Below are 12,158 nucleotides of genomic sequence, written 5' to 3'. Positions count from 1 at the left end.
CAGTCAATTCACCGTCACTTCCTTGCGGTTGTCGCGCGCAACCCGGTCGATCATCTTGTTGTAGGGATCGACGCCGACTTCAAATGGCTTGTCCTTCACCGTGATGGTGATGACGGGGTCGCTGCCCGACAATACGCGTTTGTCGGTGAACAGGACTTTTTCATCCTTTTCCTTGCCGCCCGCGGGACGGGCGAAGATGGCGATTTCCACCGGTTCGTCATAGGTGCGCGCTCTTTCCTTGCCCTTACCGTCCGATTCCAGCTTGGCCAGGTGCAGCTGCATGGTGACATCCCACTGGCCATCCTTGCGCTGCACGGCGCTCGCCTTCGTCACGCGGTTGTCGTAGAAGACGATCTTTTCGAACAGGTCCGTGATCAGGGCCTGCTTGTCCTGCGGTGTTTCGGCGCGGACATAGTCCAGCAGTTCCAGGGTGGTGGTAAATGGCGCCTGCTGGTAGCCCTTGTCCTGCAGATAGCGTTTCAGGGCCCGGTTCAGGGCCTCTTCGCCAATCTCGTCGCGCAGGCGGTAGAACACCAGGCTGCCCTTGTTGTAGTGGATGTATTGCTGTCCTTCCACGCGCGCCAGTGGCAATTCCTCGATGGCTTCGCCGCCCCGGCCGCTCAGGTAGCGGTCCAGTTCATAGCGCAGGAAGCGGCGCATTTTTTCGCGGCCGTATTCCTTTTCCATCACCATCAGGGCCGAGTACTGCGCCAGCGATTCCATCAGCATGGTGGCGCCCTGCACGTTGGCGCCGATCACCTGGTGGCCCCACCACTGGTGCGCCATTTCATGCGCCGTGACGTAAAACACATAGTCGATGTCATCCTTGTCGCGCAGGTCGGCGATGAAGCCGATGCCTTCCGAATACGGAATCGTATTCGCAAACGACTGCGCAAAGCTCTGGTAGCCGGGGAATTCCAGGATGCGCACCTGCTTGTGCTGGTAGGGCGTGAACTGGGCGCTGAAATAGTCGAGCGATTTTTGCACGGAAGTGATCATGCGCTGCGTGTTGTAGCCATGCTTCCTGTCGAAATAAATTTCGATCGGCACGCCGTGCCAGTCGCCCTTTTTGACGTCCCAGCGGGCCGACAGGTAGGCGAAGAACGGCATCATCGGCTGGTCCATCTTGTAGCGGTAATAGCGGCGGCCGTCCTTTTCCCAGCTGCCTTGCAGGTAGCCGGGCGCCAGGGCGATCTGCTCGCCGCTGGTGGACACCGTCGTGTCGAAATGGATCCAGTCCGCCTCGCTGCCAAAGACCGTATTGCCGTAGGCCGACTTGTCTTCCAGCTTGGCCATGCGCTGCGGTTCGCCCAGGCCCCGCTTGCGGCGCTCGTTGCGATCCGTCAATTCCATTTCCTTGGCATAGCCGAAGTGGGGGAAATAGGCGTGGTTGTTGAAGAAGCTGCCATTCAGGTTGACCTGGTCCGGCGTGCCGCTGTTGGTGAAGCCCTGGTGCGTGACGGCCACCGTGAAGTCCAGCGGCAGGGTGGCGCCCGGTGCCAGCGGCTGCGCCAGCTTGAGGATGCTGAAGCCGAGGTCCTTGTCCTGCAGTTCCACCGTGTGTGCGGGCAAGTTCAGCCAGCTGGTCCGCAGTTCCGGATCGAGCTGGATGCGCAAGGTGCCGAGCGCTTGCGCCGTCTTGTTTTGCAGCACATAGTGGCCCTTGATCAGCACCTTGCGTTGCTCAGGATAAATATCCACGCTGGCCTGGATGTCGGTGATCTTCGGCTGCGGCAAGTGCTGGTATTGCTTGTACAATTTTTCGTAGCGCGCCTGCTTGTCCATGCCGACGTCCGACGTCTCGTACTTGTTCAGCACATTCGTGTTGTAGAAGATCCAGCCGCCCGTGCCCACCCAGCACAGCAGCACGAACGCCATGGCAGCGCCGGCACGGCCGTGCAGGCGCTGCCCTGCCAGGCGCATGCGCGCGCGCCAGTCGGCGGCCAGGCCGCGCACCCAGAAGGCCCGCGCCAGCATCACCAGCGCCACGGTGAACAGGCTCCAGTACAGGGCAAACCAGGCCCAGCCTGTCAGGAAGTGGCCATAGCCGTTCATGTCCGAATACTTGATGGCCGGCATGGCGCCGAAGTTATACAGCTTGTGTTCGAAGTGCAGCATGCCCAGCACGCCTTGTGCCACCATCAGCAGGATCACCAGCAGATAGCCGATGAACTTGTTATTCGACAGCACTTGCAGGGTGAGGGCGCACAAGCCCATCAGAACGAAGAAGAGGGCACCCAGCAAGGTGCCTTTCAGGTACAGCCCCAGTTCCACGGGCGCGCCGCCCTTGTAGAGCTGGAAGCCGATAGCGGTGATGACGCCCACCAGCAGATAGCCGCCGATGACGCCGATCAGGGCCGTGCACTTGGCCAGCAGCGGCACCCAGCCAGGCACGGGCATGGCATCGCTGACGTCGGCGATTCTGGCTTGCCGTTCCTTGAAGATCAGTTCGCCCGCATAAAACGTGACGATGATGATCAAGAGGAAGCTGAAACTGTTGCTGATGTTTTGCAGCATCAGGTGCGTCATCGGATACACGGCCGTGCCATACATGCTCTTGTCCACGCTGGCGCCGGCGACCAGGTTGATGACGCCAAACAGCAGCATGACGAGGAAAGGCAGGCTCCGGAAGACGCCGGCCGCGTCGAAGCGCAGGATGTGCCACCATTGGCGCCAGGCCGTGGCGGGAGTAAAGGTGGGGATGCTGCGCGGCAGGTGCAGCGGCGCCGTGACGGCGGGCATGGCCGCTGGTGCCTTGTGCTTGCCGAACAGGCGCTTGCCCGTGCCCGAGCGCTGTGGCTTGAAGAGGATCACGGTGGCGAGGAACAGCGTGGCCGTGATGCCCAGCCACAGCAGACGGTTGGCCAGCAGGAAGCCGGACAGCGGTGGCAGGCTGGCATTCGATTCGGCCGCCGTGAAGTAGCGCGTCATGCGGCCAAAGGCGCGCACGCCGAACGGGTCGAGCAGCACGGCATACCATTCATTGTTGATGTCGCGCGTAAGGACGCCGGCGATGGCCCACAGCACGAAAAAGCCCAGCACGCCCACGTACACCAGCAGCATCGAACGCGTGGTGGCCGCCAGCAACATCAGCAGGGCGCCGATGAAGAGCAGATTCGGGATGACGATGACGGCAAAGCTCCAGGCGTAGGCGTGCAGCGAGAACGGGCCCACGCGCTGGGCATCGACCCAGGGCATGACGGGGCCCAGCATGGTGGCCAGGGCGATGGCGACAAAGATCACCAGGCAGGCGACGAAGCCGGCGGCGAAGCGGCCGAACAGGTAGTCCCATTTACGCATGGGCGTGGCGAACAGCATGTCGGCCATGCCGACTTCGCTGTCGCGCAGCACGGCGCCGGCGATGAAGACGGTGACGAGAAACATCGACAGCAGACTGAAGATCCCCAGCATTTGCGCCACCACGGTGGGTGCATTGCGGTTGATGTTGCCGATGGCGCCGCCGATCTGCACGGAGTCGCTGGTGGTGGCGCCAAAGGCCATCAAGGCCATGATGACGGCGAACACCCACAGCAGCGGCTGTTTCAGCTGGTAGCCGAGGTCAAACTTGAAAAATTCCTTCCACATGGCGGCCCCTTACGCTGCGGCCGTGGCCGAGGTGGCCGGTGCGGCGGCGGGAGCGGCGGCGCCATGGCGGGCAGCGTTGCGCACGTGCAGGAAATACACATCCTCCAGGTCCGGGGCGATCTGCACGAAGCCGCTGTCGGGCTGGCTGTCGGCATACACATTGATTTGCGGCTTGCCGCCCACCAGGCGCGTCGACAGCACGTTCAGGGTTTGCTGGTATTGCGCCAGCTCGTCCGTCGTGACGCTGCGGCGCCAGACCTTGCCAAGCAGGGTGTCGATGGCGGCCTGCGGTTCGCCCTGCACCAGCACTTCGCCCTTGACGATCATGGCCATGCGCGGGCACAGGTCCGTCACGTCGTCGACGATGTGCGTCGACAGGATCACCACCACCTGCTCGCCGATCTTCGCCAGCAGGTTGAGGAAACGGTTGCGCTCGTCCGGATCCAGGCCGGCCGTCGGTTCATCGACGATCACCAGGCGCGGCGCGCCCAGCAGCGCCTGGGCGATGCCGAAACGCTGGCGCATGCCGCCCGAGTAGGTGCCCAGGTTGCGCTTGCGCGCTTCCCACAGATTGGTTTGCTGCAGCAAGGCTTCCACGGCCTCCTTGCGCGGCCCTTTTTCCGTCAAGCCTTTCAAGACAGCAAAGTGGTTGAGCAGGGTTTCCGCGCTCACTTTCGGATACACGCCGAAATCCTGCGGCAGGTAGCCCAGCTGGCGGCGCAAGCCTTCCTTGTCCTTGAGCACGTCGACGCCATCGAAATGAATGCTGCCGCTATCAGGATCTTGCAATGTCGCAATGGTGCGCATCAGCGATGACTTGCCCGCGCCATTCGGCCCCAGCAAGCCGAACATTCCATTGGGAATGTCCAGGCTGACATTGTGGATGGCCTTGACGCCATTGGCATACGTTTTGTTCAGCTGTTTGATCGATAGCATGTGCAGCACTCTCCAGAGCTTGGGTATGAAAGCCGGCAGATACCTGTCTGCCGGTCTGTGCAAGGGGATCACCCTTATTGCTTGTCAGCCGCAACGGCGGATGTTACTTAAAAACAATCATATCGTTAATAAGATGAAAATTTTATTTTTTGCGACAAGGGGCGAAAAGGCAGGGATGAAATGCGGGAGGGCTGGCATGAATGACGTGGTGCTACACTCGCCAGCTTCAATCATGCCTGCGGGCAGAAAGGGCGGGAGTATGCCGGCAGCACGGAACATGACATTGCGCACGATCGCGCCTGGCGAGGAACGGGCGCTGGCACGGCTGTTCCAGCTGTACTGCTATGACAATGCCGCCTGGAGCGGCGAAGACGTGCTGGCGGACGGGCGCTACGATGTGTGTGACGCCGGGCTGGCCGAGTACGTGCATGCGGACAGCCACACGGCCGTCTGGATCGAGGTCGATGGCGCGCTGGCGGGATTTTTTCTCACGGAACCGGGTCTGGCGGGGACGGTGCCGGTACGGGAGTTCAGCGACTTTTTTATTCTGAAGAAATATCGGCGCCAGGGACTGGCGCTGGAAGTGGTGCGGCGGGTGCTGCTGGACAGCGACACGACATGGCTGGTCGCCATGTTCCGCGACGACACGCGCGCCACCACCTTTTGGCGGCAGGCGTTTGCGCGCCTGCCGTTTGCCGGGGTGGCGCCATGGGCAGATCCCGCCTTGCCGCAGTTCCAGCTGTTCTTGCTAACTCCGGCTGACACTGCGGCGTGACGGCGCTTAGAAGCGCACCTTGACGTAGGCCGAGGGACCCGCCAGGCGGATGTTCAGGTCGGCATCGCGTTCGCTGTCGCGGTGCAGCTTGATTTTCGAGATGCCATAATCGGCGACGAAGCCCACGTTCTTGAAGGGAAACCATTCGACGCCGATATTGCCGCCGTAGATGTGGCCATTGATGCGGCCGCCATTTTTCTTGATGCCGGACGCTTCCGCATACATGCGCAAGTCCGGCGTGAAGGCGTGGCGCCAGCCCACTTCCAGCAGCGGCGCAAAGGCGTGTTCGCCGATGGAATCGCGCGCCGTGGCCGTCTCGCCATTGACTTCGCCCGTGGCCGTGCCGTTCAGGTTTGCATTGTAGTAGGCGGCGCCCAGGCCAATGCCGAAGGTGTCGTTGCCGCTGCCCAGCCACCAGCGGTAGGACATCTTGGCCAGGTCCAGTTTCAGGTCGGCGTCCGCGGTGGCCGTGCCCGTGACGGGCTGGCCATTGATGGTGGTCTGGCCGGTCAGCGTGGGCGTGTAGGATTTGTCGTAGCGGTAGTAGTCGAATGCCAGGCCATGGTGGTCGCCGATCAGCAATTCGGCCTTGATGCGCGGAATGGTCGTGCGGCTGGGATTCGATTCGGGCGCGTCGATGCGGCCAAACTGGGTGTCGGCGCCGACATTGATGCGCGGATCGGCCGAGAAGGCTCCCACCGAGATGCTGACGCGGTCCAGGGTGGGCGACGGTTCCGCCCGCGCGGTGGCGGCGGCCGTGGCAACGCCCAGTACGCCCAGCATCATGGCGCCGCGCATGGCGAGATGGTGCAGACGGGGTGGCGACAGGCGGGCGGGGGCGGACGTGGCAAACATGGGGGCAACTCCTCTGGATAAAGTGAAAACCGCCGCGACCTTGGGGCGGCAGTGCAATGAGGAAATGGTAGCAATTGTTACTTTTGGATCACGTAGCCGCACGGCGCAACTGTCCGTCGGATTTGTCCTACCGCATGTAAATATTGGTTAGAGAGGAAAACCACGATGCCAGCCATCCTGCAACTGGAAACGCCGCGCCTGCTGCTGCGGCAATGGCACGAGAGCGACCTGGCACCATTTGCGGCGCTGAATGCCGATCCCCGCGTGATGGCCTGTTTCCCATCCATTTTGTCACGCGAGGGCAGCGACGCCATGGCGCAGCGCTGCCGCGACCTGATCGCCGGACGGGGCTGGGGTTTTTGGGCCGTATCCTTACGCGAAAACAATGTCTTCATCGGCATGACCGGGCTGCACATTCCCGACGCACAGCTGCCATGTTCGCCGTGCGTGGAAATCGGCTGGCGCCTGGCCTTTGATTACTGGGGAAAAGGCTACGCGCAGGAAGCGGCGCAAGCGGCGTTGCAAGCAGGATTTGTGCGCTTGCAGCTGCCGGAAATCGTCTCGTTCACGGCCGTGCCGAATGTGCGCTCGAGCGCCCTGATGGCGCGCCTGGGCATGCGCCGCGAGGCCGCCACCTTCGCGCATCCGGCCCTGCCGCCGGGCCACCGCTTGCGCACGCATTGCCTGTATCGCCTGACGCGCGCAGAATGGTGCGCAAGGGAGGGAATCACACCATGAAAATTGCCGCCATTTCCGATATCCACGGTAATCTCGCTGCGCTCGACGCCGTGCTGGCCGACATCGCCCGGCGCGGCGTGGACGTGATCGTCAACCTCGGTGACATCGTCTCGGGCCATTTGCAGCCGCGCGCCACGGCGGCGCGCCTGATGGCGCTGGACTTGCCCACCATTCGCGGCAACCATGAGCGCCAGTTGCTGGGTGATCCGGCCCGCATGGGCGCGTCGGACGCGTACGCGCGTGCCCAGCTGCTGCCGCAGCAGCTGGCGTGGATAGACGCGCTGCCGGCCACCCTGCGCCTGCGCCAGGACGTGCTGCTGGTGCATGGCACGCCGCACAGCGACCTGGTCTATTTTCTCGACAGCGTCACGCCGCAAGGCAGCCGCGCGGCCACGCCGGAGGAAGTGCTGGCGCGCGCCGGTGAGGCGGACGCGGCGCTGATCCTGTGCGGCCACACGCACATGCCGCGCAGCATGCGACTGCCCGATGGACGGCTGATCGTCAATCCGGGCAGCGTGGGCTTGCAGGCGTATGACGATGACCATGGTTATCCGCACGTGATGGAAAACGGCACGCCGCATGCGCGCTATGCCATTGCCGAACAGGGCGCGGATGGCGCCTGGTCGGCGCAGTTGCACGCGGTGGCCTATGACTGGGAGCAGGCGGCCCGGCTGGCGCTGGCCAACGGCCGGCCCGACTGGGTCACGCCCTTGCGCACGGGCCGGGTGGGCTGATTACCTGAACTCTTCCGCCACCAGGTTGTACTTCTGCATCTTGTGATACAGCGTCTGCTTCGGCAGGCCCAGCACGGCACTGACTTCGCTAACGTTGCCTGAATATACGCGCAGTTCCTGTTCGATTAGCGCGCGTTCAAAGCCGTTGACTTGTTCCGCCAGCGACAAGGGGCTAGCCAGGCCGGCCGCCAGCAGGCTCGATGCGCCGCCGGCGATGCCCAACACGAAGCGGTCGGCGATATTGCGCAGTTCGCGCACGTTGCCGGGCCAGGAATGCGCCATCAGGTTGCGCATCTGCGCCGTGGACACGACGGGCGCGGCGCGATTGTAGCGGGCGGCTGCCGCCAGCACGAAGTGCTCGAACAGGATAGGAATGTCTTCGCGCCGTTCGCGCAGGGGCGGCAAGTGCAGCACGATCAGATTCAGGCGGTAGTACAGGTCGCTGCGGAATTTCTGCTGCTGCGACAGGTCTTCCAGGTCCAGCTTGGCCGCCGCGATGACGCGCACATCGACGGGCGTGGGCACGTTGGAACCCAGGCGTTCGATATAGCGTTCCTGCAGCACGCGCAGCAATTTCACTTGCAGCGACAGGGGCAGCGATTCGATTTCATCGAGGAAAAAAGTGCCATGGTCGGCATGTTCGATCTTGCCCACCTGCCGCTTGGCCGCCCCCGTGAACGCACCCGGCTCGTGGCCGAAGACTTCGCTTTCAAAGATGCTTTCTGGAATCGCGCCACAGTTGACGGCGACAAAGTTGTGCTTGCGGCGGTGGCTGAAGTCATGCAGGCAGCGGGCCACCATTTCCTTGCCCGTGCCCGTGTCGCCATAGATCAGCACATCGGCTGGTTCGTCGGCAACGTCGAGGATCAGGCGCCGTATGTCGCGCATCGCCACGGAATTGCCCAGCAGACGCGATTCGATGCCGCCGCCGTCCTCGAGCTGGCGGCGCAGGCTGTGCACTTCCAGCATCAACCGCCGCGTTTCCAGCGCGCGCAGGATGACGTCGACCAGCTGGTCGGATGAATACGGCTTTTCGATGAAGTCGTAGGCGCCCGTGCGCATGGCGTGCACGGCCATCGTGATGTCGCCATGGCCCGTGACAAGGATGATGGGCAGGTGCGGATCCAGCGTTTTCACGGCTTGCAGCAGTTCCAGGCCGCTCATGCCGGGCAGGCGCACGTCGCTCACGACGATGCCGGGAAAGTCCGGCGTCAGCAGTTTATAGGCCAGCTCGGCCGAGTGGAAGGCCAGCACGTCCAGGCCGGCCAGCTGCAGTGCCTGCTCGCTGCCTTCGCGTACGGTGGGGTCGTCCTCGACCAGCAAGACCTTCAAGCCCTCAAACATGTTTTTCCTCCTGCGTTGCAATCTGTAGTTCGATGGTGAAGATGGCGCCGCCGCCGGGGGCGTTGTCGGCGCGCAGCACGCCGCCGAACTGGCGCGTGATCTGTTCGGAAATGGCCAGTCCCAGGCCCAGGCCCAGGCCTTGCGGCTTGGTCGTGAAGAACGGCTCGAACAGGTGTTCGTAGACTTCCGTCGACAGTCCCGGCCCCGTGTCGGCCACGTGGATCAGCACGTGTTCCGGCGTGCATTCGACGGACACGCGCAAGCTGCGCACATCGCTGCCATTCATGGCGTCGAGCGCATTGGCGTACAGGTTGACCAGCACCTGTTCCAGACGGTTGCTTTCGCACATGGCGAAGATGTCTTCGGGCGGCAGATGCAGGCTGAAACGCACATTTTCAACCTGCAGGCGCCGTTCGACCAGGAACAGGGCGTTGCTGATCGCCGTGGGAATCGAGACAGAGGTCAGGCTGGTCGTCGATTTGCGCGCAAAGATCTTCAATTGTCCTGTAATGGTCCCCATCCTGGCCGCAATTTGCGAGATCTTCGCCAGGTTGCGCCGCGCGTCGTCGAGCCGGCCCCGTTCCAGCAGGATGACGGCATTGTCGGACATGGTGCGCAGCGCCGTCAGTGGCTGGTTCAGCTCATGCGTGATGCTGGCCGACATCTGCCCCAGCACGGCCATCTTGCCAGCCTGAAATAGTTCATTTTGCGTGATGTGCAGCTTTTGCTCGGCCTTGCTGCGCACCTCGATTTCCTGGCTCAGGCTTTGCGTCATGGCATTGAGTTCCGACGTGCGTTCCTCGACCATGGTTTCCAGGTTGTCATACGCATGTTGCAAGTCTTCGCGGGCGCGCAGTTTTTGCGCCACGGCCGCGCGCCGCTGGCGCAGATAGAAGAACAGCAGCATGAAAAAGCCCAGCAGCACGCACGAGAAGGCGGCCGCCGCGCGCGCGCTGGCCTTCGCCTGCGCCAGGTCGGACAGATAGATGAAGGTCCAGTCGCGCGGCGACTTGAGCTTGATTTGCGTCATGACGCTGGAGCTGGTCTTGGGCGGCGCATCGGCCCGTTCCTGCTCGCGCACGCTGATCACGCGGGCGCCATTGCCCAGCTGGCGGTCGGAGACGAAGGGAATCGGTTCGAGCTGCTTCGAGTAGTACTGGCGCGTGCGGTTGAGTTCTTCGACGATGGCCGGCGAGAGGGGCGCCAGGGTGCGGTATTTCCAGTCCGGCATGGAGCTGAGGAAGATCACGCCGTGTTCATCGGCCAGCATGACCTTGTCCGCGCCTTGCACCCAGCGCTTTTCCAGGTTTTCCAGGTTCACCTTGACCGTTGCCAGGCCCAGCATGCGGCCATTCTGATAGATGCCGTGGGCAAAGAAGTAACCGGGCTCCAGCCGCGTCGTGCCGACGCCATAAAAGCGTCCCGGCGTGCCGCGCAGGGCATCCTGGGCGTAGGGGCGAAACGAGATATTGTCGCCAATAAAACTGTCCGGCTGCTGCCAGTTGCTGGCGGCCCGCGTGTTGCCGTCCAGGTTGCTGATGAAGATGGTCGACGACTTTGCCTGGGCATTCATCTGTTCCAGGTAATGGTTGACCGTGTCGACCAGCACCGGGTCTTCCGGGTGCTGCAGCAGGCGGATGACGTCGCGGTTCAGTTCCAGCGTCTTGGGCAGGAAATCGTATTTTTCCAGCGCGTTTTCCAGGCTGCTGACATACACTTCCAGGCGCTGCGCGCCGCTCGCTTGCAGCTTGCCGATGGCGATGCGTTCGGTCCAGAAATACACGAGCCACACGGTGGCCAGGCAGGCGGCCAGCACCACGCCCCAGGCCAGCGCCTCGCGGCCCGACCGTTGCGACAGGCGCTGGCGCCAGGAAAGAAGAGGTTTACTGCTGGTAGTCATAGTCAGGTGGAACTTGCAAGAGCCCACAGTATCGCATCAAGGTGCGTTGCCATATAAAAAAAGCCGCCGGAAAGTAATCCGGCGGCCTGCAGCGTACTTGACGCATATACCACAAACATCACGACGTCCGACAAAATCGTAGCGAGCGGCAGTGATTTGTGGCCGAGAAGCGCAACCGTACTTTAGTACGGTGAGCATCGCCGGCCGCAAAGCGCGCCGCGCAGTAGGTTTTGGCCGACGTCCTTAGAAAGTATGGCGCATGCCCAGGTTGAAGCCGCTGTTGCCCGTGCCATTGTCCGTCGCATTGCCGACGACGAAAGTGGCGCCGTTCTTGTTGCTGATATGGCCGTAACCCGTGTACAGGTCGCTGCGCTTGGACAGCGAGTAGAACGCGCCGATGGCCCACTGCTGGGCATCATGGTTCAGGGCGCTCTTGTCGTTATGGCGGATATACGACGCGACCAGCTTGGTGGCGCCGAACGGGGCGCTGAAGCCGAGCAGGATGTCATTGCTCTTGCTGTCGTCCAGGGCGCGGTTGTCCGCATAGCCGAAATTGCCTTGCACGACGCCAAAGTCGTAGCGCGTGGCCAGCAGGGTGTTGCGGGTTTGCTGGGTCGCCAGCGCATTTTCCTTGCGGTGGTGCGTCAGGGTCACGTTCAGCGGGCCGTCGATGTAGTGCACGGCGCCGCCCATGCTGCGGTTTTTCGCGTTGTCATCGGCTACTTCGCCGAAGCCGTAGGCCAGGTCGGCCGACAGCTTGTTCCAGGTCGGCGTGGTGTATTGCACCATGTTGTCGACGCGGATATTCGTCACCATCAGGTTCGAGGCCGTGCCGGCCAGGCCGATGACGAACGGGTCGGCCACGTCGCGCAGGGCCAGGTAGTACGGCGAGTACTGGCGGCCCAGGGTGATGGCGCCGGCGCTGCCGGACAGGCCGACATACGCCTGGCGGCCGAACAGCAGGCCGCCCTGGCCCGAGGTGCCCGTATCGATATTGAAACCGCTTTCCAGCACGAAGTTGGCGTACATGCCGCCGCCCAGGTCTTCCTTGCCTTTGAAGCCGATGCGCGAGCCGGACGCGACGCCGGACGCGACGCGGTTGAGGCGGTCGCCCGCCGCATCCTTGTCGAGCACCAGGCCGGCGTCGGCCACGCCATAGATCGTCACGCTCGATTGGGCCAGCGCGCCGCCGGAAGCTGCGCCAAGGGCCAGCAGGGTAAACAGGACTTTTTTCATGAGAATCTCTCTAGTGAGGGGGGATAACTACTGATCGCACTACCTGACTGCTTGT

At 62.7% G+C, this 12,158-nt stretch carries 9 protein-coding genes; 3 read left to right on the top strand and 6 right to left on the bottom strand.

Annotation, left to right across the window (positions count from 1 at the left end; genetic code table 11):
• Positions 1-3: 3 nt before the first annotated feature.
• Both ACZ92H_RS21015 and ACZ92H_RS21010 read right to left on the bottom strand, forming a co-directional pair.
• Positions 4-3,585, bottom strand: a complete 3,582-nt coding sequence (locus tag ACZ92H_RS21015) for an ABC transporter permease/M1 family aminopeptidase (protein WP_465050919.1) — start codon at positions 3,583-3,585, stop codon at positions 4-6.
• 9 nt (positions 3,586-3,594) lie between these two features.
• Positions 3,595-4,521 carry an ABC transporter ATP-binding protein gene (locus ACZ92H_RS21010; RefSeq protein ID WP_131378160.1) on the bottom strand — a complete coding sequence of 309 codons (927 nt, stop codon included), beginning with the start codon at positions 4,519-4,521 and terminating at the stop codon, positions 3,595-3,597.
• A 277-nt stretch (positions 4,522-4,798) separates the two neighbouring features.
• Here ACZ92H_RS21010 and ACZ92H_RS21005 point away from each other — a divergent pair, with 277 nt between their 5' ends.
• Entirely contained in the window at positions 4,799-5,296 is a 498-nt protein-coding gene (locus tag ACZ92H_RS21005; protein WP_465050920.1) for a hypothetical protein, read from the top strand.
• Positions 5,297-5,302: 6 nt separating this feature from the next.
• On the opposite strand, the gene ACZ92H_RS21000 is transcribed toward ACZ92H_RS21005, so the two are convergent.
• Positions 5,303-6,151 carry a hypothetical protein gene (locus ACZ92H_RS21000; RefSeq protein WP_131378163.1) on the bottom strand — a complete coding sequence of 283 codons (849 nt, stop codon included), beginning with the start codon at positions 6,149-6,151 and terminating at the stop codon, positions 5,303-5,305.
• Positions 6,152-6,316: 165 nt separating this feature from the next.
• Between ACZ92H_RS21000 and ACZ92H_RS20995 the strand changes: the two genes are divergently transcribed.
• On the top strand, positions 6,317-6,889 hold the full coding sequence (locus tag ACZ92H_RS20995) for a GNAT family N-acetyltransferase (RefSeq protein ID WP_131378165.1): 573 nt from the start codon (positions 6,317-6,319) through the stop codon (positions 6,887-6,889).
• The gene (locus tag ACZ92H_RS20990; protein ID WP_131378167.1) at positions 6,886-7,623 is read left to right on the top strand and encodes a metallophosphoesterase family protein; all 738 of its coding nucleotides are present in this window, start codon (positions 6,886-6,888) and stop codon (positions 7,621-7,623) included. Before ACZ92H_RS20995 ends, ACZ92H_RS20990 begins: the two co-directional genes overlap by 4 nt.
• Here the strand turns inward: ACZ92H_RS20990 and ACZ92H_RS20985 are convergent, their stop codons facing one another.
• The 3 genes from ACZ92H_RS20985 to ACZ92H_RS20975 form a co-directional block, all read right to left on the bottom strand.
• A complete protein-coding gene (locus ACZ92H_RS20985) occupies positions 7,624-8,967 on the bottom strand; it encodes a sigma-54-dependent transcriptional regulator (protein ID WP_465050921.1) in 1,344 nt (447 codons plus the stop codon).
• Positions 8,960-10,867 (bottom strand): sensor histidine kinase, encoded by a 1,908-nt coding sequence (locus ACZ92H_RS20980; RefSeq protein ID WP_131378171.1) that lies wholly within the window; start codon positions 10,865-10,867, stop codon positions 8,960-8,962. Before ACZ92H_RS20980 ends, ACZ92H_RS20985 begins: the two co-directional genes overlap by 8 nt.
• 243 nt (positions 10,868-11,110) lie before the next feature.
• Positions 11,111-12,103, bottom strand: coding sequence for a porin (locus ACZ92H_RS20975; RefSeq protein ID WP_131378173.1), 993 nt, complete (start codon positions 12,101-12,103; stop codon positions 11,111-11,113).
• Between the last annotated feature and the right edge of the window lie 55 nt (positions 12,104-12,158).

The sequence above is a fragment of the Janthinobacterium foliorum genome (assembly GCF_978021625.1).
Note: the sequence above shows the minus strand (reverse complement) of the source record. Positions and strands in the feature narration are given on the sequence as shown.

What these genes read in the sequence shown, in the direction of transcription:
- ACZ92H_RS20995 (WP_131378165.1), top strand. Translation starts at nt 6,317, where the DNA reads ATGCCAGCCATCCTGCAACTGGAAACGCCGCGCCTGCTGCTGCGGCAA.
- ACZ92H_RS21000 (WP_131378163.1), bottom strand. Translation starts at nt 6,151, where the DNA reads ATGTTTGCCACGTCCGCCCCCGCCCGCCTGTCGCCACCCCGTCTGCAC.
- ACZ92H_RS21010 (WP_131378160.1), bottom strand. Translation starts at nt 4,521, where the DNA reads ATGCTATCGATCAAACAGCTGAACAAAACGTATGCCAATGGCGTCAAG.
- ACZ92H_RS20975 (WP_131378173.1), bottom strand. Translation starts at nt 12,103, where the DNA reads ATGAAAAAAGTCCTGTTTACCCTGCTGGCCCTTGGCGCAGCTTCCGGC.
- ACZ92H_RS20990 (WP_131378167.1), top strand. Translation starts at nt 6,886, where the DNA reads ATGAAAATTGCCGCCATTTCCGATATCCACGGTAATCTCGCTGCGCTC.
- ACZ92H_RS21015 (WP_465050919.1), bottom strand. Translation starts at nt 3,585, where the DNA reads ATGTGGAAGGAATTTTTCAAGTTTGACCTCGGCTACCAGCTGAAACAG.
- ACZ92H_RS21005 (WP_465050920.1), top strand. Translation starts at nt 4,799, where the DNA reads ATGACATTGCGCACGATCGCGCCTGGCGAGGAACGGGCGCTGGCACGG.
- ACZ92H_RS20980 (WP_131378171.1), bottom strand. Translation starts at nt 10,867, where the DNA reads ATGACTACCAGCAGTAAACCTCTTCTTTCCTGGCGCCAGCGCCTGTCG.
- ACZ92H_RS20985 (WP_465050921.1), bottom strand. Translation starts at nt 8,967, where the DNA reads ATGTTTGAGGGCTTGAAGGTCTTGCTGGTCGAGGACGACCCCACCGTA.